This window comes from Rhodococcus pseudokoreensis, from assembly GCF_017068395.1.
GTDB classification, from domain to species: domain Bacteria; phylum Actinomycetota; class Actinomycetes; order Mycobacteriales; family Mycobacteriaceae; genus Rhodococcus_F; species Rhodococcus_F pseudokoreensis.
The window spans coordinates 3,548,882-3,568,122 of record NZ_CP070619.1 but is presented as its reverse complement, the minus strand read 5'-3'; the positions used below and the strand labels follow the sequence as shown (position 1 = coordinate 3,568,122).

General features: G+C 63.9%; 13 protein-coding genes, 1 tRNA gene and 2 rRNA genes. 14 read left to right on the top strand and 2 right to left on the bottom strand.

What is annotated here, in order from left to right; all coding sequences use genetic code 11:
* Nucleotides 1-126 precede the first annotated feature (126 nt).
* Nucleotides 127-1,536: an MFS transporter gene (locus JWS13_RS21410; RefSeq protein WP_206007378.1), complete on the top strand. Its 1,410-nt coding sequence runs from the start codon at nucleotides 127-129 to the stop codon at nucleotides 1,534-1,536.
* A gap of 28 nt (nucleotides 1,537-1,564) precedes the next feature.
* Here JWS13_RS21410 and JWS13_RS21405 read toward each other — a convergent pair whose 3' ends face one another.
* The gene (locus JWS13_RS21405; RefSeq protein ID WP_124393236.1) at nucleotides 1,565-2,461 is read right to left on the bottom strand and encodes a LysR family transcriptional regulator; all 897 of its coding nucleotides are present in this window, start codon (nucleotides 2,459-2,461) and stop codon (nucleotides 1,565-1,567) included.
* A 38-nt stretch (nucleotides 2,462-2,499) separates the two neighbouring features.
* Between JWS13_RS21405 and JWS13_RS21400 the strand changes: the two genes are divergently transcribed.
* The gene (locus tag JWS13_RS21400; RefSeq protein WP_206007377.1) at nucleotides 2,500-3,420 is read left to right on the top strand and encodes a CoA transferase subunit A; all 921 of its coding nucleotides are present in this window, start codon (nucleotides 2,500-2,502) and stop codon (nucleotides 3,418-3,420) included.
* Nucleotides 3,417-4,199, top strand: coding sequence for a CoA-transferase subunit beta (locus JWS13_RS21395; protein WP_206007376.1), 783 nt, complete (start codon nucleotides 3,417-3,419; stop codon nucleotides 4,197-4,199). Before JWS13_RS21400 ends, JWS13_RS21395 begins: the two co-directional genes overlap by 4 nt.
* Nucleotides 4,200-4,215: 16 nt before the next feature.
* On the opposite strand, the gene JWS13_RS21390 is transcribed toward JWS13_RS21395, so the two are convergent.
* Nucleotides 4,216-6,579 (bottom strand): DEAD/DEAH box helicase, encoded by a 2,364-nt coding sequence (locus tag JWS13_RS21390; protein ID WP_206007375.1) that lies wholly within the window; start codon nucleotides 6,577-6,579, stop codon nucleotides 4,216-4,218.
* Nucleotides 6,580-6,975: 396 nt separating this feature from the next.
* Here JWS13_RS21390 and JWS13_RS21385 point away from each other — a divergent pair, with 396 nt between their 5' ends.
* From JWS13_RS21385 to JWS13_RS21340, 11 genes are all read left to right on the top strand, one after another.
* Complete coding sequence (locus JWS13_RS21385; protein ID WP_005248460.1) at nucleotides 6,976-7,179, top strand: cold-shock protein; 204 nt, start codon at nucleotides 6,976-6,978, stop codon at nucleotides 7,177-7,179.
* 141 nt (nucleotides 7,180-7,320) lie between these two features.
* Nucleotides 7,321-7,905, top strand: coding sequence for a hypothetical protein (locus JWS13_RS21380; protein WP_206007374.1), 585 nt, complete (start codon nucleotides 7,321-7,323; stop codon nucleotides 7,903-7,905).
* A 137-nt stretch (nucleotides 7,906-8,042) separates the two neighbouring features.
* Entirely contained in the window at nucleotides 8,043-10,964 is a 2,922-nt protein-coding gene (gene topA, locus JWS13_RS21375; RefSeq protein WP_124393241.1) for a type I DNA topoisomerase, read from the top strand.
* Between the two features lie 52 nt (nucleotides 10,965-11,016).
* The gene (locus JWS13_RS21370; protein WP_124393242.1) at nucleotides 11,017-12,231 is read left to right on the top strand and encodes a DNA polymerase III subunit delta'; all 1,215 of its coding nucleotides are present in this window, start codon (nucleotides 11,017-11,019) and stop codon (nucleotides 12,229-12,231) included.
* A 31-nt stretch (nucleotides 12,232-12,262) separates the two neighbouring features.
* Nucleotides 12,263-12,335 (top strand) — tRNA-Thr (locus tag JWS13_RS21365).
* Nucleotides 12,336-12,500: 165 nt separating this feature from the next.
* On the top strand, nucleotides 12,501-12,737 hold the full coding sequence (locus tag JWS13_RS21360) for a DUF3224 domain-containing protein (protein ID WP_241032261.1): 237 nt from the start codon (nucleotides 12,501-12,503) through the stop codon (nucleotides 12,735-12,737).
* Between the two features lie 49 nt (nucleotides 12,738-12,786).
* Nucleotides 12,787-13,224 (top strand): DUF2752 domain-containing protein, encoded by a 438-nt coding sequence (locus tag JWS13_RS21355; protein ID WP_206007373.1) that lies wholly within the window; start codon nucleotides 12,787-12,789, stop codon nucleotides 13,222-13,224.
* Nucleotides 13,225-13,266: 42 nt separating this feature from the next.
* Nucleotides 13,267-13,389, top strand: a complete 123-nt coding sequence (locus tag JWS13_RS46005; protein WP_257890590.1) for a hypothetical protein — start codon at nucleotides 13,267-13,269, stop codon at nucleotides 13,387-13,389.
* A 48-nt stretch (nucleotides 13,390-13,437) separates the two neighbouring features.
* On the top strand, nucleotides 13,438-13,635 hold the full coding sequence (locus tag JWS13_RS21350; protein WP_087557290.1) for a hypothetical protein: 198 nt from the start codon (nucleotides 13,438-13,440) through the stop codon (nucleotides 13,633-13,635).
* Between the two features lie 539 nt (nucleotides 13,636-14,174).
* Nucleotides 14,175-15,693: ribosomal RNA gene (locus tag JWS13_RS21345) — 16S ribosomal RNA — on the top strand.
* Nucleotides 15,694-16,029: 336 nt separating this feature from the next.
* Nucleotides 16,030-19,162, top strand: a 23S ribosomal RNA gene (locus JWS13_RS21340).
* Together the 16S and 23S rRNA genes form the textbook arrangement of a ribosomal RNA operon.
* The last annotated feature ends 79 nt before the right edge of the window (nucleotides 19,163-19,241 follow it).

Below are 19,241 nucleotides of genomic sequence, written 5' to 3'. Positions count from 1 at the left end.
TTATGACCAGATCGGTAATAATCCCCGGCCAGAGAAGTATTGGACGGCATGGATCCTGTGATGCGAGTCTCACTGAAGCGAGCTGGTTTCCATGCACACCAGCCCCCTGGCGAGAGAGGGCACTACATGACCACGGCACCACCGAAGCGGACCGAGGCCGAGACGAAAGCACGGAGAGCGGGCATCGCCTCGTTCATCGGCACCACGATCGAGTGGTACGACTTCTACATCTACGGCACCGCATCCGCCCTGGTCTTCGGGCAGGTGTTCTTCTCCGACACCCTGCCTGCGGGCATGGGCACCCTGCTGGCGTTCGTCACGCTGTGGGCCGGGTTCCTCGCCCGACCGATCGGCGGCATCGTCTTCGGGCATCTCGGCGACAAGATCGGCCGGAAGACCACCCTGGTCATCACGCTCGTGATGATGGGGACCGCCACGGTCGGGATCGGACTCCTGCCCTCCTACGCGCAGATCGGGGTGTGGGCGCCCGTCGCGCTGGTCTTCCTCCGCGTCGTTCAGGGCGTGGCCGTGGGTGGCGAGTGGGGCGGGGCCGTCCTGATCGCCAGTGAAAACGCACCCAAGGGAAAGGGGATTCTGTACTCCGCGTTCGCACAGCAGGGGTCGCCCGCCGGGAACCTCCTGGCCACGATGGCGTTCTTCCTGCTCTCCGCGATGCCCACCCCGGAATTCGTGCTGTACGGCTGGCGTATCCCGTTCCTGATCTCCGCTGTCCTGGTGATCGTCGGCATGATCATCCGCCTCAAACTCGAAGAGTCGGACGCCATGAAGACCGTGCTGAAGCGGAAGAAGACCGTCGCGCTGCCGATCGGTGAGGTGCTGCGCAAGCATTGGGTCCTCGTCCTGCTCGGTGCGGGTGCGCTGCCCCTGGCACAGGTGACGTATTTCAAGAACACGTTCGCGTTGTCCTGGGCCACCAGCGAACTCGGCTACGACCGTGGCACGTTCCTCGGCGCCATCGCGATCGCCCTCGTCGTGCAATTCATCGTGCAGCCGTTCGGCGCCGTCCTGGTGTCCCGGATCGACATGCGGAAAGCCATGTGCATCATGGTGATTCCCGAGTTCGTCCTGATGCCGGCGATGTTCTTCGCGATCCGGACCGAGAACTTCGCCGTCGCCGTGGTCATGATGTGCCTCGCGACCATCCCGCACTCGATGTTCTACGGCGCCATCGCCGGTGTGCTCGCGCGTGCCTTCCCCGCCAACATTCGCTACACCGGCCTGTCCGCGGCCTACCAGCTGTGTTCGCTGATCGTCGGCGGCGGCACCCCGGTGCTGGCGCAGTGGATGCTCAACTCGTCCGGCAACATCGTCGGTGTCGCCTTCGTGTCGGCCGGCTACGCCGCCGTGTCGCTGGTCTGCACGCTGCTGCTCCTGAACCGGACCGGATTCGACGCGCGCCGGTTGTCGACGGCGGAGCAGTCCGACGCCGACGAACTGCAACTCGACGTCGAGGAAGACGGCGCGGCCGACGGCACTCCGAGCGCAGGGCAGGCACGTGCGACAGCCCATTCCTGATCGTGCGGTGTCATTCCGGAGTGGGCAGTCATTCCGGAGTGGGCAGCGCCTCCTCGGACAGCCTGAGAACTTCCCGCAACGCGGCGCTGTCGTCGTCCGCACGCCACGCGATCCGCAACTGCAGGGTGCTGGGACCTCCGACCAGCGGGAGGAACACGACATCCGGGTTGTTGACGTTCTCGACGACGGAGGAGACGGTCAACGCGCAGCCGACCTCCGCGGACACCAACGCCATCAACGACATCGAGTCCGGCGCACTCTGCACGATCCGGGGCGTGAAACCGGCGTCGTGGGCCGCCCTCAGCAGGGAGTCGCGCAGCGCGGATCCGGGATCGGCGGGCAGCGCCACCCAGGGCTCGGTCGCCAGCTCCTCGATCCGGACGCCGTCCCTGCCCGCGAGCGGGTGGTCGGCAGTCACGGCCACCACGAAGTCCTCGTTGAGAATGACGCGGGACGCTATGCCGGGTGGGGTGAAGATCCACCGGCCCAGGCCGATGTCGAGGGTTCCGTCGAGGAGCTTGTTCAGTGCCTCGCTCGCGAAAGCGGAACTGTTCAAGACGAATTCGATGCCCGGGTGAGTGTGCCGGACGAGTTTCGCCCACCGTCCGATGAGCAGATGGGACGAGACGCCGGAGAAACCGATGCGCACCCGGCCGACCTGGCCGCGCCCGGCGGCGGCGACGGCGATCTCCGCGAGCCGGCAGGCGTCCAGGATCTCGCGCGCCGGACCGAGCAGTGCCTCGCCGGCGGAGGTGAGGCGGACGTTCCGGGTGTTGCGGTCGAACAAGGTTGCCCCGAGTTGCTTCTCCAGTTGCCGAATGGTTCGGCTCAGCGGGGGCTGAGCCGAGTGCAGGCGCTGTGCGGCCCGGCCGAAGTGCAACTCCTCGGCGACCGCGAGAAAGGCAGTGATCTGAGAAATCTCCACGACAGAACTATTGCAGTTCGAGCAAGAAATCTGAGGGCATGGCAATGAGCAAAGTGGTCAGCATGGCGGAAGCCATCGAGACGTACGTCGAAGACGGCATGACCGTGTGCCTCGAGGGCTTCTCGCATCTCATCTCGTTCGCGGCTGCGCACGAGATCATCCGCCAGGAGCGCCGGAACCTCACGCTGTGCCGGATGACGCCGGACATCGTGTCGGATCAACTCGTGGCCGCCGGCTGCGTGACCAAGCTGGTGGCGTCGTTCTTCGCGAGCGGCTCGGCCGGGTCTCTGCACGAGTTGCGACGCCGCATCGAGCGCCACGATCCGGCACCGCTCGAGGTCGAGGAGTACAGCCATTACGGAATGGTCTGCCGCTATCAGGCGGGCGCCGCCGGTCTGCCGTTCTTTCCGCTGCGGTCCTACGCCGGAAGCGACCTTCCGCGGCTCAATCCCCGAATTCGACTGGTCGACGACCCTTACGGGGAGGGCACCGTCTACGTCGTGCCGCCGCTGAACCCGGACGTCACCATCGTTCACGCGCAGCGCGCCGACCGTCACGGCAATGTGCAGATCTGGGGGATCTCCGGGGTCCAGCAGGAGGCGGTCTACGCCGCGGGGAAGGCGATCGTGGTCGTCGAGGAGATCGTCGACGACGACGTCGTCCGCTCCGACCCCAACCGCACGTTGATCCCCTCGCACGCCGTCGACGCGGTCGTCGTCTGTCCGCGCGGGGCGCACCCCTCCTACGTGCAGGGCTACTACGACCGGGACTGCGCGTTCTACCGGCGCTGGACCGCGATCAGCAAGGACTCGGGACTCCTGCAGGCGTGGCTGAAGGAATGGGTCCACGGCACCGCGAATCACGAGGAGTACCTGGACAAACTCGGCGTCGACTACTGGGACGACCTCGCCGTCGCGCCTCGATTGTCCGAACCGGTCGACTACGGGAGCAGAAAATGACCACAGTACGAGTCGAAGGGATCTCGGCGACCGAGGTCATCGTGTCCGTCGCCGCCCGCGAACTCGCCGGGAAAAGGCGTGTCTTCGCCGGTGTCGGCCTGCCGACGCTCGCCGTCGACCTGGCCAAACGAACCAGCAACCCGGACGTCGAACTGATCTACGAATCGGGTGTGTGCGGCGCCCATCCCAGCGCGATGGCCGAGGGCATCGCCGACTCGGTGGTCGTGTCGGGCGCCGAGTCGGTGGTGTCGATGCAGGCGTTGTTCGGGTACGTGCTGCAGGGCGGCAACGTCGACGTCGGGTTTCTCGGCGCGGCCCAGATCGACAGGTACGGCAGTCTCAACACCAGCATCATCGGCGACTGGGACAAGCCGACGGTCCGGTTGCCCGGAGCCGGTGGTGCCGCGGAAATCATGCCCAACGCCGGCGAGATCTTCGTGGTGATGCGGCGCCACGATCCGAGCGCCTTCCCCGCGGAACTCGACTTCTGCACGTCGCCGAGCCCGGTCCGGGCCCGGGCGGCGGGCGACGGGATCGCTCCTCGCGGACGCGGGGTGACGAAGGTGTTCACGAACCTCGGCGTGCTGTCGCGGCAGGGGCCGTTCGACGAACTCGAGTTGGTCAGCGTGCACGAGGGGGTCACCGTCGACGACGTGCGGGCGCAGACCGGCTGGGATTTGAAGGTCGCCGACGATGTCACGGTCACCGCGCCGCCGACCGGCGAGGAGATTCACCTGCTCCGCGATGTGATCGACACGGTGCGGCTGTATCTGCGCTGATCGGAAAGCCGGTATCTCAGCCGAGCGAGTCCAGCACCGCCGAGAGGACCCGGATCGCCCCGTCCTTGTCCAGGGGATCGTTGCCGTTTCCGCATTTCGGCGAGTACACGCAGGACGGGCACCCGGACGTGCAGTCGCACGACCGGATCGCTTCGCGGGTCGCGCCGAGCCAGCGGGTGAGTTCGGCGTGCCCCCGGTCGGCGAATCCGGCGCCACCGGCGTGACCGTCGTAGACGAACACGGTGGGAAGCCCGGTGTCGGCGTGCAACGCCGTCGAGACGCCGCCGATGTCGCCTCGATCGCACACCGCGACGAGGGGCAGGAGCCCGATCGCCGCGTGTTCTGCGGCGTGGAGTGCCCCCGGCACGCGTTCCGCCGGAACACCGGCCTGCAGCAGAAGTTCCGGGGCGATCGTGTACATCACCGCGCGGGTGGGGAGGGTGTGCTTCGGCATGTCCAGTTCGATGGCGTCGAGGATCTCGCCGGACGGCAGTCGCCGCAGGTACCCGATCACCTGATGGGTCACCTCGACCTCGACGAGCGCGACTTCGACGTCGCCGAACTGCTTCTGCTCGAGCACCGAGGTGACGGTGATCTCGGTGGTTTCGCGGGCCGACGTCGTCCAGTCGGGGTCCTCCGCGTGCACCAGGGCGAGGCCCTGGTCGAGGTCGAGTTCGTCGACGACGTACGACTCACCCTGATGGATGTGGACGGCGCCGGGGTGCGCCGTGGCCGGAGCGCGGCCGGTGTCGACCGTCCCGAGCATGCGTCCGGATTCCGACACGACAATCGCCACCTGGGTTCCGATTCCGCCCCGGATATCCACTGCGCCATGAGGATTTGTTCCGGCGGTGACGAACCAGCCGTGTGCACGCCGGCGGATCAGGCCCTGCTCCGACAGCTTCGCGAGCACGTCGAGTGCCCCGAACGCTTCGGCCTCCGCGTCGGACAGTGGTAGTTCCATTGCCGCGCAGAGCAACTGCGGGCCGAGGACGTACGGATTGCTCGGGTCGGTGACGGTGGCCTCGACGGGTTTGTCGAGCAGAGCGGACGGATGATGGACGAGGTACGTGTCGAGCGGGTCGTCCCGCGCGACCAGCACCACGAGCGAACCTTCGCCGCGCCTGCCGGACCGGCCGCCCTGCTGCCAGAACGACGCCACCGTGCCGGGGAACCCGGCGACGACGACGGCGTCGAGGCCGGCGATGTCGACGCCCAGTTCCAGCGCGTTCGTCGTCGCCGCCCCCAGCAGGGTGCCGTCGGCGAGGGCCGTCTCGAGTTCACGCCGGTCCTCGGCGAGGTATCCGGCCCGGTACGACGCGACGCGCGATGCGAGTTCGGGATCGATCTCCCCGAGTAGGCGTTTGGTCGCCATCGCGGTCAGTTCGGCGCCCCGGCGGGAGCGCACGAAGGTCAGCGTGCGGGCGCCTTCGACCATCAGATCAGCCATGATGCGTGCGGCCTCGGACCCGGCGGGCCGCCGGACGGGGCTTCCGTTCTCCCCGGTGACCTCCCGCATGAGCGGGGGTTCCCACAGAGCGACCGTCCGGGGACCGTGCGGCGAACCGTCTTCCACGATCTCGGCGCAGGGTGCCCCGATCAGCCTCGATGCCGCTGCCCCGGGGTCCGCTGTGGTGGCGGACGCGAGGACGAAGACGGGGTCGGCGCCGTACCGCGCCGCGATGCGCCGCAGCCGCCGCAGCACGAGCGCGACATTCGAGCCGAAGACGCCACGGTAGGAGTGGCATTCGTCGATCACCACGTAGGCCAGATTGCGGAAGAAGTGCGCCCATCGCTGATGGGTCCGCAGGAGCGAGATGTGCAGCATGTCGGGGTTCGTGAAGAGCCACCGCGAGTTCTCCCGGGCCCAGTGCCGCACCTCGAGTGGGGTGTCGCCGTCGAACACACACGGGCACGCGCTCCGCAGGTCGTCCCCGGCGTCCAGGACCTCGGAGTCGATGAGTGCCGTCACCGCCCGGAGCTGGTCCGCTCCCAGCGCCTTGGTCGGCGAGAGGTAGAGGGCGGTCGCCCGCGGATCCGTTGCCAGAGTGGTGAGTACCGGAAGCTGGTAGGCGAGGGATTTGCCCGAGGCGGTGCCGGTGGACACCACGACGTTCGTCCCGTGATGTGCCAGGTCGGCGGCGGCGGCCTGATGAGTCCAGGGACGGGCGATCCCGTTCTCCTGCATGGCCCGGACGACGCTGGGGTGCGCCCACGCGGGCCATTCCGACAGCTGGGAAGTCCGCGCAGGCATTTCTGCGGCGAAAGTGAGCGGGTTTTCGTCCCGGGGAACGCCCTCGAGGACTCGGTTCAGCAGTGTTCGGCCGTATGTTTCGCCCGTATTTCCACTGTCGTCACGGGGTGAAAACGGTGTGCTCACTGAAGTCTCCGGGCTGTCGTAGGGACGGGCGAGTAGCTTCCACACCGCCACGACCTGCGCATTTGATGATAACGAGTGCCTCGGACGGCCTGTCGCCCGGGGTGTCGCGAGGCCGTCGCTAATGCCCAGTTCCGGGCCTGTTCGCTACAAGATCAACTTTTTGTGTGAATTGTTCGGATTTCGACTGTTGCGTTCCCGGAGTTCATGGTTGACTACAACTGGTCGCAGCTTCTGTGTTCGTAGGCTTGAAAGAGTGAACGTTCGCAGGATCGATGTTGCGAACGCGGTGCTCTGCTTTTCCTGAGGGGGAAATCTAGAAGTACAGCGGTCGGAACCGGCCCGGCGGACTGTATGTGCTGTCCGCCGAATCCGGTGGTTAGAAAGAGAAGGAAAAGCATGGCACAGGGCACTGTGAAGTGGTTCAACGCGGAAAAGGGCTTCGGCTTCATCGCACCCGAAGACGGCTCCGCTGACGTCTTCGTTCATTACTCCGAGATCCAGGGCAGCGGCTTCCGCACCCTCGAGGAGAACCAGCGCGTGGAGTTCGAGGTCGGCCAGGGCACCAAGGGTCCCCAGGCAACCGGCGTTCGCGCAGTCTGATTCTGCCGTTCACGTTCGTGAACACGTAAATCAGATAGGCGGGGTCCTCGTGACCGCGTCTGATTCGTCCCCCATCGCCTGAGGCGGTGGGGGACGAGTCGTTTTCACGGCAACGGTGCCGTGGCAAAAGGGGGTACTTCAGTGAGCCAGCTCTCCTTCTTCTCCGCGGAGGCGATGCCGCCGGCGATCACCGATCTGTGCGGTCTTCTCGCGGCGACGGGCCAGGTGGTCACGTCCGGCGAGCGGGCGCGCATCTCGATCGTGGTCGACGCCCAGTGGCGGGCGGAGGCGATCGCGGAGCTGATCGAGCAGGCCGGACTCGAGGTCGAGATCACGCGCAGCGACGAGGGCAGCCCACTGGTCCGCACCGCATCCGTCGTCGACTTGCGGCCTCTCGCGGACCAGTGGACGAGGGGGGCGGTCAAGGCGGTGCCCTCCGGCTGGGTGCCGTCGGGGCGTCAACTGAGGGTGTGGGCGCTGGCATCGGGCAGGGGTGAAGCGGAGGGTGAACGGTTCGTTCTCGGACTCGATCCGCACGCCCCGGATACCCACGCGCCGTTGGCCCAGGCCTTGATGAGGGCGGGCATCGCGCCGACGCTGATCGGCACCCGTGGGTCCGGTCCGGGGCTCCGGATCTCGGGTCGGCGTAGGCTCGGCAGACTCGTCGAGAGCATCGGCGAGGCTCCCGGAAATGTGGACGACCGTACCGGTTGGCCCCACGTATAGGGCCGTGTAGACGGTACTGATCTGCGAGGATGGGTTCCGGGTATGTCACTCTAGTAATAGGCGAACCGGGTATAAAAGGGTTTGTCTGCACAACTGTCGAGTGGCAGCGATCGACTTCAGGAAGGCTCGGGCTTCAGGTGGCTAAAGGGGACAACGGCAGTGCACAGGGTGCGGCGGGAGCGTCCGGCCAGCCTCGCCGCCTCGTGATCGTCGAGTCGCCGACCAAGGCCCGCAAGATCGCCCCGTACCTCGGGAAGAACTATGTCGTCGAGGCGTCGGTCGGCCACATCCGCGACCTTCCGCGAGGAGCAGCCGACGTCCCGGCCAAGTACAAGGGCGAGTCGTGGGCGCGGCTCGGCGTCAACGTCGACCAGGACTTCGAACCGCTCTACGTGGTCAGTCCGGAGAAGAAGTCCAAGGTCACGGAGCTGAAGAGCCTCCTCAAGGACGCCGACGAACTCTTCCTCGCCACCGACCCCGACCGCGAGGGCGAGGCGATCGCCTGGCATCTCCTCGAGACGCTCAAGCCGAAGATCCCGGTTCGCCGGATGGTCTTCCACGAGATCACCGAGCCGGCGATCCGCGCCGCGGCCGAGGACACCCGCGAGCTCGACAACGACCTGGTCGACGCGCAGGAGACCCGCCGCATCCTCGACCGTCTGTACGGCTACGAGGTCAGCCCCGTGCTGTGGAAGAAGGTCATGCCGAGGCTGTCGGCAGGCCGCGTGCAGTCCGTGGCGACCCGCGTCATCGTGCAGCGGGAACGCGAGCGGATGGCGTTCCGCTCGGCCTCCTACTGGGACATCTCCGCCACCCTCGACGCCGGCGCGGAAGCCAGCCCCCGCAGTTTCGGGGCGCGTCTGGTGACCGTCGACGGGTCCCGCGTGGCCTCCGGCCGCGACTTCGGCTCGGACGGACAGCTGAAGACGAGCACCGTCACGGTTCTGGACGAGGCACGGGCGCAGCGTCTGGCCGAGTCCCTCGCGGGTGTCGATCTCACGGTCTCCTCCGCGGAGAGCAAGCCGTACACCCGCAAGCCCTACGCACCGTTCATGACGTCGACGCTGCAGCAGGAGGCGGGCCGCAAGCTGCGGTTCACGTCCGAGCGGACCATGCGCATCGCGCAGCGGCTGTACGAGAACGGCTACATCACCTACATGCGTACCGACTCGACGACGCTGTCGTCGTCGGCGATCGCTGCCGCCCGCGCGCAGGCCACCGAGTTGTACGGGGCCGAGTACGTGCACGACACTCCGCGGCAGTACACCCGCAAGGTCAAGAACGCGCAGGAGGCGCACGAGGCGATCCGCCCCGCAGGCGACGTGTTCCAGACCCCTGGTCAGCTGCATTCGCGTCTCGACACCGACGAGTTCCGTCTGTACGAGCTGATCTGGCAGCGCACCGTCGCATCGCAGATGGCCGATGCGCGGGGCACCACGCTGACCCTGCGGATCACCGGAACCGCGGGCACCGGCGAGGAGTGCACCTTCTCGTCGTCGGGCCGCACCATCACGTTCGCCGGTTTCCTGAAGGCTTACGTGGAGAGCGTCGACGAGGAAGCAGGGGGCCAGTCCGACGACGCCGAGTCCCGTCTGCCGGTGCTCGTCGAGGGTCAGGCGGTCACCGCCACCAAACTCGACCCCGACGGCCACACCACCAACCCGCCCGCCCGGTACACCGAGGCGAGCCTGATCAAGACCCTCGAAGAGCTGGGCATCGGCCGCCCGTCCACGTATTCGTCGATCATCAAGACCATCCTCGATCGCGGATACGTCTACAAGCGCGGTAGCGCGCTGGTCCCGTCCTGGGTGGCGTTCGCCGTCATCGGCCTTCTCGAGATGCACTTCGGACGGTTGGTCGACTTCGACTTCACCGCCGGCATGGAAGACGACCTCGACGCGATCGCCGGTGGTCGCGAACAGCGCGGCAACTGGCTCAGCAGTTTCTACTTCGGCGGCGATCACGGAGCCGAGGGTTCGGTGGCCCGTGAGGGCGGCCTGAAGAAGATGGTCGGCGTCAACCTCGAGGAGATCGACGCCCGCGAGGTCAACTCGATCAGGCTCTTCGACGACGCCGAGGGACGGGAAGTGCACGTCCGCGTCGGACGGTTCGGTCCGTACCTCGAACGGATGGTCCAGAACCCGGACGATCCCGAGGGCGACCTCATCTCCCAGCGCGCCAACCTGCCCGACGACCTTCCGCCGGACGAGCTGACACCGGAGTACGCGGAGAAGCTGTTCTCCACGCCGCAGGAGGGTCGCAAGCTGGGCGTCGACCCGCTGACCGGGCACGAGATCGTCGCGAAGGAGGGCCGCTTCGGCCCGTACGTCACCGAGATCCTGCCCGAGCCGGAACCGGAGCCCGAGCCGGCCGTGGTGCCGGTGACCGACGAATCGGGCGACGGGACGACCAAGACGAAGACGGCTGCCGCCAAGAAGGCGCCCGCGAAGAAGGCGGCGAAGAAGGCCACCGGCCCGAAGCCGCGGACGGGCTCGCTGCTCAAGTCCATGGACCTGGCGACGGTCACCCTCGACGACGCCCTCAAGCTGCTGTCGCTGCCGCGTGTAGTGGGTGTCGATCCGGAGTCGAAGGAAGAGATCACCGCGCAGAACGGCCGCTACGGCCCGTACCTGAAGAAGGGCACGGACTCGCGGTCCCTCGCCAACGAGGACCAGATGTTCACGGTGACTCTCGACGAGGCGCTGAAGATCTACGCCGAGCCCAAACGTCGCGGACGTCAGGCGGCTGCCACCCCGCCGCTGCGGGAGCTGGGTGTCGACTCGGTCAGCGAGAAGCCGATGGTGATCAAGGACGGCCGCTTCGGTCCGTACGTCACGGACGGTGAAACCAACGCCAGCCTCCGCAAGGGCGATGAGGTGGAATCCATCACCGACGCCCGCGCTTCGGAACTGCTCGCGGATCGGCGTGCCCGCGGCCCCGTCAAGAAGAAGGCTGCGGCGAAGAAGGCACCTGCCAAGAAGGCGGCCAAGAAGACTGCCGCCAAGAAGGCGCCGGCCAAGAAGGCTGCCTCGAAGAAGGCCGCGGACAAGAAGGCGTGAGCCGGTACCTCGGGCCGGTAGGGGTGTCGCAGGTGCCGGTTAGGCTGGCGCGGTGACGGTATTCGACCGGTTGGTGGGCCAGGAGGACGTCGAGTCCGAGCTGACGGCCGCGGCGACTGCCGCCCGTCGGGGAGTCGGCGAGATGGGCTCCTCGATGACGCACTCGTGGCTGTTCACCGGCCCGCCCGGCTCGGGTAGGTCGGTGGCCGCGCAGTGTTTCGCCGCCGCCCTGCAGTGCACGAGCGACGGCATTCCCGGCTGCGGCGTCTGCCATGCCTGCACCACCGCGATGGCCGGCACCCACGGCGACGTCCGGCAGGTCGTCCCCGAGGGCCTGAGCATCAGCGTGAAGGAGATGCGCGCCATCGTGCAGACCGCCGCCCGCCGGCCGAGTACCGGGCGCTGGCAGATCGTGGTCGTCGAGGACGCGGACCGGCTCACCGAGGGTGCCGCCAACGCGCTCCTGAAAGTGGTGGAGGAGCCCCCGGACCGCACCGTGTTCCTGCTGTGCGCGCCGTCCGTCGACCCGCAGGACATCTCCGTGACGCTGCGGTCGCGCTGCCGGCACATCCATCTCGTGACGCCGTCGGCCGACTCCATCGCCAAGGTCCTGCGCGAGCGGGACGGCCTGGACCCCGCAGACGCGCAACTGGCGGCCTCGATCAGCGGCGGCCACGTCGGGCGCGCGCGGCGTCTCGCGACGGATCTGAACGCCAAGGTGCGTCGGAGGGACGCGCTGGACCTGGCGGTCGCGGCGTTGCGGCCCGCCACCGCGTTCGCCGCTGCGGAAGAACTGGTGCGTTCCGCCGACGCGGAGGCGAAGGAGATGAGTGCCGCTCGGGACGAGCAGGAGACCGAAGAGTTGCGCACCGCTCTGGGCGCGGGCGGTACCGGTAAGGGTGCGGCCGGAGCGCTCCGCGGCTCGGCTGGGGTGCTGAAGGATCTCGAGAAGCGACAGAAGTCCCGGGCTACCCGCACGGGTCGCGACGCACTCGACCGCGCACTGATCGATCTGGCCGGTCTCTACCGCGACGCGCTCGCCGTCGCGTGGAAGTCGAACGCCGCCGCGAACCACCCGGACATGGCCGATCGGGCCGCCGATCTTGCGTCGCGAACAACCCCGGAAGGCCTTCTGAAGTGCATCGAAGCCGTCCTCGAGTGCCGCGAGGCGATCACCGTCAACGTCAAACCGCAGTGGGCGGTCGACGCCATGGTGGCCAGTCTCGGCGACGCGTTCAGGGAGCCGTTTTCGCATACTCGGGGTTGAGGCGCTAGACTCGCCACCGCCGAAAGGCACCGCTGCCTTAGCTCAGTCGGTAGAGCATTTCACTCGTAATGAAAAGGTCGAGAGTTCGATTCTCTCAGGCAGCTCAGCGGTCCTCTGGCCCTTCCCGATCAGTCGGGAAGGGCCAGAGTCGTCTCCGGGGCCGGACGCGTCTGCCGTGTCGGATATGTACAAGAAATTCGGGATCTTCTCCGGCGACATCGAGGGCAGGGCGGTCACCAGATTCGTCGGGGGTCTCACCGAGGACCAGAGTGCGGGAGCCTACGCGGCACGGGGAGAGCTTCGAAGGTTCTGTCGACGGCGTCCGCGGTGCCTTCGCCTTCGTGCACATGCAGGTGCTCTCGGACAGCAAGGTCGAGGCGATGGTGCTGCACATCGTGCCGAGTAGCGGTACCGGAGGCCTGGCGGGACTCACCGGTGTGGGTGGGATTCGCGTCGACGAAGTCGGCACCCACCGTTTGTGGCTGGACTACGCAATTCCCGACTGACACCGCGATCGGTTCACCGGGGACGGGAAGAATCGGGAAGACTGGACGGGTGGACACCCAGAGTGAAACTCCGGCGACGCGGTCGGGCGGGCTGCGCGCACTCGGAGCACCCGCGGCTGTCGCTGCCGGCGCCGTGGTCGCGACCGCGATCCTCCACTTCCGGGATCCGCATCAGCCGGGTTCGTACGGCTTCTGTCCCGTCTACGCGCTGACCGGGTGGTGGTGTCCGGCCTGTGGCGGGCTGCGGGCGGTGCACGACCTGACCAACCTCGACTTCGGCGCGGCCGTTGCCGGCAATGTTCTGATCGTCCCGTTCATCGCGGTGATGATTTTCGCCTGGATCCGATGGGCACGTCAGCGCTGGCACGGACGAAGCGAGCCCATCTTCGTGGTGGGACCGCGAGTGACAGTGGGTGTGCTCATTTTCCTTGCGGCGTTTACCGTCACCAGGAACACATCTTGGGGAAGCTGGCTCGCGCCGGCCTGACACCTGGTCGCCGCGGGCACGAAACAGAGAGTCGGTTCACAGATGGCAATGCAGGTCTTTTCGTTGATCGCGATCCTGGGCGCGCTGATCGTCCTCATTCCGACCGCGCTGCGAGTCTTCGGCAAGAGCGACAACGTGAAGGCGCCGGACGAGACCGACGAGTAAGCGCGTTGCACTCTCGACAACCCATCGCCGCACGACCATGATTTCGATATGAGCGATTCGCTGAAGGACCGGGTGCGCGAGAAGCTGTTGCGTCAGCTGGCCGAGGACGGGGGGCACCCGGTCCAGGAGGCGGAGGGGGACGATCCACGATTGGTTTCCATCGACTCCGACCTCGCGGCGTTGGAACAGGCATCGGAGGGCGATCTGGTGATCGAGCAGCTGGCAGCCAAGTACTGGGTGCCCTGAATCGGGGGTTTAGCGGCGTTGACCTGGCGATTTGGTGTTCTCGTTTCCCTTCGCGTAACTTATTCCAGGTCAGAGCGACACGGACACCGACCCCGGCCGGAAGGCGGGGGACACGAGGTTGGACGAAGGCGCCTGGTGAATCGGAAGTTCACTGCCGTGTATGGTGGTGCTTCAATCCCGGTTTGATCCTGATCAGCGTCACGGCTTGCGCCGCTGAGGCTGGTAGGATAAGATGGAACGGTTGCCCCGGAGCGGCCGAAGTTGATACTTCGGTGGTGATGGTGTGCGCGTGTTCTTTGAGAACTCAACAGTGTGTCGATGAATGTCAGTGCCAAATGTTTTTGGTACTCCACATCACGAATTGCTTTCGGGGCCTTCGGGTTTCGGGGTGTGTGTGGTGTGGGTATTTTGCTGGCCCTTCCTCCTTCTTCCGTCGGATGGGGGGTCAGTGTTTGATTGAAGCTAGTTTGAGTTTTTTTGCTAGTGATTTGACTCGATGTCTTTGACTGATTGCCGGTTTTGCCGGTCATCTTGAGTCTTCAACGGAGAGTTTGATCCTGGCTCAGGACGAACGCTGGCGGCGTGCTTAACACATGCAAGTCGAGCGGTAAGGCCCTTCGGGGTACACGAGCGGCGAACGGGTGAGTAACACGTGGGTGATCTGCCCTGCACTTCGGGATAAGCCTGGGAAACTGGGTCTAATACCGGATATGACCGATGGCTGCATGGCTGTTGGTGGAAAGGTTTACTGGTGCAGGATGGGCCCGCGGCCTATCAGCTTGTTGGTGGGGTAATGGCCTACCAAGGCGACGACGGGTAGCCGACCTGAGAGGGTGACCGGCCACACTGGGACTGAGACACGGCCCAGACTCCTACGGGAGGCAGCAGTGGGGAATATTGCACAATGGGCGAAAGCCTGATGCAGCGACGCCGCGTGAGGGATGACGGCCTTCGGGTTGTAAACCTCTTTCAGCAGGGACGAAGCGAGAGTGACGGTACCTGCAGAAGAAGCACCGGCCAACTACGTGCCAGCAGCCGCGGTAATACGTAGGGTGCAAGCGTTGTCCGGAATTACTGGGCGTAAAGAGCTCGTAGGCGGTTTGTCGCGTCGTCTGTGAAAACTCGAGGCTCAACCTCGAGCTCGCAGGCGATACGGGCAGACTTGAGTACTGCAGGGGAGACTGGAATTCCTGGTGTAGCGGTGAAATGCGCAGATATCAGGAGGAACACCGGTGGCGAAGGCGGGTCTCTGGGCAGTAACTGACGCTGAGGAGCGAAAGCGTGGGTAGCGAACAGGATTAGATACCCTGGTAGTCCACGCCGTAAACGGTGGGCGCTAGGTGTGGGTTTCCTTCCACGGGATCCGTGCCGTAGCTAACGCATTAAGCGCCCCGCCTGGGGAGTACGGCCGCAAGGCTAAAACTCAAAGGAATTGACGGGGGCCCGCACAAGCGGCGGAGCATGTGGATTAATTCGATGCAACGCGAAGAACCTTACCTGGGTTTGACATATACCGGAAAGCCGTAGAGATACGGCCCCCCTTGTGGTCGGTATACAGGTGGTGCATGGCTGTCGTCAGCTCGTGTCGTGAGATGTTGGGTTAAGTCCCGCAACGAGCGCAACCCTTGTCTTATGTTGCCAGCACGTAATGGTGGGGACTCGTAAGAGACTGCCGGGGTCAACTCGGAGGAAGGTGGGGACGACGTCAAGTCATCATGCCCCTTATGTCCAGGGCTTCACACATGCTACAATGGCCGGTACAGAGGGCTGCGATACCGTGAGGTGGAGCGAATCCCTTAAAGCCGGTCTCAGTTCGGATCGGGGTCTGCAACTCGACCCCGTGAAGTCGGAGTCGCTAGTAATCGCAGATCAGCAACGCTGCGGTGAATACGTTCCCGGGCCTTGTACACACCGCCCGTCACGTCATGAAAGTCGGTAACACCCGAAGCCGGTGGCCTAACCCCTTGTGGGAGGGAGCCGTCGAAGGTGGGATCGGCGATTGGGACGAAGTCGTAACAAGGTAGCCGTACCGGAAGGTGCGGCTGGATCACCTCCTTTCTAAGGAGCACATCTCCAATGCCGGTGTCACACAGGTGACACCGGGTTGGCAGAGACCGTTGAGTCCTCATCAGTAGGACTGCGGACGCTCATGGGTGGAACACTGACAACCATTCTTCTCGATGACTGCCGGCCCGAGTGCCGGCGGCGGGAAGTGTTATATCGATGCACTGTTGGGTCCTGAGAGAACACGCAAGTGTTTCCTCTACAGGAAAGTGACGACAAGCAAGCACTGCAGGTCAAACCGCGGGGGATGTGATTTCCTCGGTCTGGTGTCTGTGTGGGTGGTTGGTTGTGTGTTGTTTGAGAACTGCACAGTGGACGCGAGCATCTTTGTTGTAAGTAATGAAGAGCGTACGGTGGATGCCTTGGCACCAGGAGCCGATGAAGGACGTAGGAGGCTGCGATAAGCCTCGGGGAGCTGTCAACCGAGCTGAGATCCGAGGATGTCCGAATGGGGAAACCCAGCACGAGTGATGTCGTGTTACCCGCACCTGAATATATAGGGTGTGTGGAGGGAACGTGGGGAAGTGAAACATCTCAGTACCCACAGGAAGAGAAAACAATAGTGATTCCGTGAGTAGTGGCGAGCGAAAGCGGAAGAGGCTAAACCATGGATGTGTGATAGCCGGCAGGTGTTGCATTCGTGGGGTTGTGGGGTTCATCTTGTCAATGCTGCCGTGTTGGCCGACAGTAAGAAATCATTGTGTTAGTGGAAGTGGTCTGGAACGGCCTGTCGTAGAGGGTGAGAATCCCGTACACGAAAACATGATGACTGTCGTGATGGAAACCCAAGTAGCACCGGGCCCGTGAAATCTGGTGTGAATCTGTCGGGACCACCCGATAAGCCTGAATACTCCCTGGTGACCGATAGCGGACTAGTACCGTGAGGGAAAGGTGAAAAGTACCCCGGGAGGGGAGTGAAATAGTACCTGAAACCGTGCGCTTACAATCCGTCAAAGCCTTTGCACACTTCGGTGTGGGGGGTGATGGCGTGCCTTTTGAAGAATGAGCCTGCGAGTTAGTGGCATGTCGCGAGGTTAACCCGTGTGGGGTAGCCGTAGCGAAAGCGAGTCCGAATAGGGCGTTTTAGTGGCATGTTCTAGACCCGAAGCGGAGTGATCTACCCATGGCCAGGTTGAAGCGACGGTAAGACGTCGTGGAGGACCGAACCCACTTAGGTTGAAAACTGAGGGGATGAGCTGTGGGTAGGGGTGAAAGGCCAATCAAACTCCGTGATAGCTGGTTCTCCCCGAAATGCATTTAGGTGCAGCGTCGCGTGTTTCTCACCGGAGGTAGAGCTACTGGATGGTCTAGGGGGCCCACAAGCTTACCGAAATCAGCCAAACTCCGAATGCCGGTGAGTGAGAGCGCGGCAGTGAGACTGCGGGCGATAAGGTTCGTAGTCGAGAGGGAAACAGCCCAGATCGCCAGCTAAGGTCCCTAAGCGTGTACTAAGTGGAAAAGGATGTGGGGTCGCGAAGACAACCAGGAGGTTGGCTTAGAAGCAGCCACCCTTGAAAGAGTGCGTAATAGCTCACTGGTCAAGTGATCCTGCGCCGACAATGTAGCGGGGCTCAAGTACACCACCGAAGCTGCGGCATTCACACAATGCACCCCCTGGATTCTGCGGAGTCTTGGGCAGTGGTGTGGATGGGTAGGGGAGCGTCGTGTGGCCATGGAAGCGGCGGGGTGACCCAGCCGTGGAGGCCACACGAGTGAGAATGCAGGCATGAGTAGCGAAAGACGAGTGAGAAACTCGTCCGCCGAATGACCAAGGGTTCCTGGGCCAGGTTAATCCGCCCAGGGTGAGTCGGGACCTAAGACGAGGCCGACAGGCGTAGCCGATGGACAACGGGTTGATATTCCCGTACCCGTGTGAACGCGCCCCTGGTGAATCAGTGATACTAACCATCCTGAAGCGTCCTTACGTCCCTTCGGGGGCCCTGGATGTGGATGCATGGGACCTGATCTGGTAGTAGCCAAGCGATGGGGTGACGCAGGAAGGTAGCTGAGCCAGTCAGTGGTAATACTGGTGTAAGCCTGTAGGGCGAACGGTAGGCAAATCCGCCGTTCACGCAGCCTGAGAGGTGACGCATAGCCGAATGAGGCGAATTCAGTGATCCTATGCTGCCGAGAAAAGCCTCTAGCGAGCTTTCACACGGCCCGTACCCCAAACCGACACAGGTGGTCAGGTAGAGAATACTAAGGCGATCGAGATAACTATGGTTAAGGAACTCGGCAAAATGCCCCCGTAACTTCGGGAGAAGGGGGGCCTCGTCCGGTGATGGAACTTGCTTCCTGAGCGGGGTGGGGCCGCAGAGACCAGTGAGAAGCGACTGTTTACTAAAAACACAGGTCCGTGCGAAGTCGTAAGACGATGTATACGGACTGACGCCTGCCCGGTGCTGGAAGGTTAAGAGGACCGGTTAGCCACTTGTGGCGAAGCTGAGAATTTAAGCCCCAGTAAACGGCGGTGGTAACTATAACCATCCTAAGGTAGCGAAATTCCTTGTCGGGTAAGTTCCGACCTGCACGAATGGCGTAACGACTTCTCAGCTGTCTCAACCATAGACTCGGCGAAATTGCATTACGAGTAAAGATGCTCGTTACGCGCGGCAGGACGAAAAGACCCCGGGACCTTCACTACAGCTTGGTATTGGTGTTCGGTTCGGTTTGTGTAGGATAGGTGGGAGACTGTGAAGCGCTCACGCCAGTGAGTGTGGAGTCGTTGTTGAAATACCACTCTGATCGTATTGGACCTCTAACCTCGGACCATGATCTGGTTCAGGGACAGTGCCTGGTGGGTAGTTTAACTGGGGCGGTTGCCTCCCAAAATGTAACGGAGGCGCCCAAAGGTTCCCTCAGCCTGGTTGGCAATCAGGTGTCGAGTGCAAGTGCACAAGGGAGCTTGACTGTGAGACTGACAGGTCGAGCAGGGACGAAAGTCGGGACTAGTGATCCGGCACCGGCAAGTGGAAGCGGTGTCGCTCAACGGATAAAAGGTACCCCGGGGATAACAGGCTGATCTTCCCCAAGAGTCCATATCGACGGGATGGTTTGGCACCTCGATGTCGGCTCGTCGCATCCTGGGGCTGGAGTAGGTCCCAAGGGTTGGGCTGTTCGCCCATTAAAGCGGCACGCGAGCTGGGTTTAGAACGTCGTGAGACAGTTCGGTCTCTATCCGCCGCGCGCGTTAGAAACTTGAGGAAGGCTGTCCCTAGTACGAGAGGACCGGGACGGACGAACCTCTGGTGTGCCAGTTGTTCCACCAGGAGCACCGCTGGTTAGCTACGTTCGGAAGGGATAACCGCTGAAAGCATCTAAGCGGGAAGCCTGTTCCAAGATGAGGTTTCTCACCCCCTCGAGGGGGTAAGGCCCCCGGCAGACCACCGGGTTGATAGGCCAGAACTGGAAGCCAGGTAACTGGTGCAGGTGACTGGTACTAATAGGCCGAGGACTTACCACAAAGAAGCTACGCGTCCACTGTGCAGTATCTGAAACAACACACACGATTCACACGTTTTTGGTGAATCGTGTGTGGGCGA

What these genes read in the sequence shown, in the direction of transcription:
- JWS13_RS21410 (WP_206007378.1), top strand. Translation starts at nt 127, where the DNA reads ATGACCACGGCACCACCGAAGCGGACCGAGGCCGAGACGAAAGCACGG.
- JWS13_RS21400 (WP_206007377.1), top strand. Translation starts at nt 2,500, where the DNA reads ATGGCAATGAGCAAAGTGGTCAGCATGGCGGAAGCCATCGAGACGTAC.
- JWS13_RS21395 (WP_206007376.1), top strand. Translation starts at nt 3,417, where the DNA reads ATGACCACAGTACGAGTCGAAGGGATCTCGGCGACCGAGGTCATCGTG.
- JWS13_RS21385 (WP_005248460.1), top strand. Translation starts at nt 6,976, where the DNA reads ATGGCACAGGGCACTGTGAAGTGGTTCAACGCGGAAAAGGGCTTCGGC.
- JWS13_RS46005 (WP_257890590.1), top strand. Translation starts at nt 13,267, where the DNA reads ATGGCAATGCAGGTCTTTTCGTTGATCGCGATCCTGGGCGCGCTGATC.
- JWS13_RS21350 (WP_087557290.1), top strand. Translation starts at nt 13,438, where the DNA reads ATGAGCGATTCGCTGAAGGACCGGGTGCGCGAGAAGCTGTTGCGTCAG.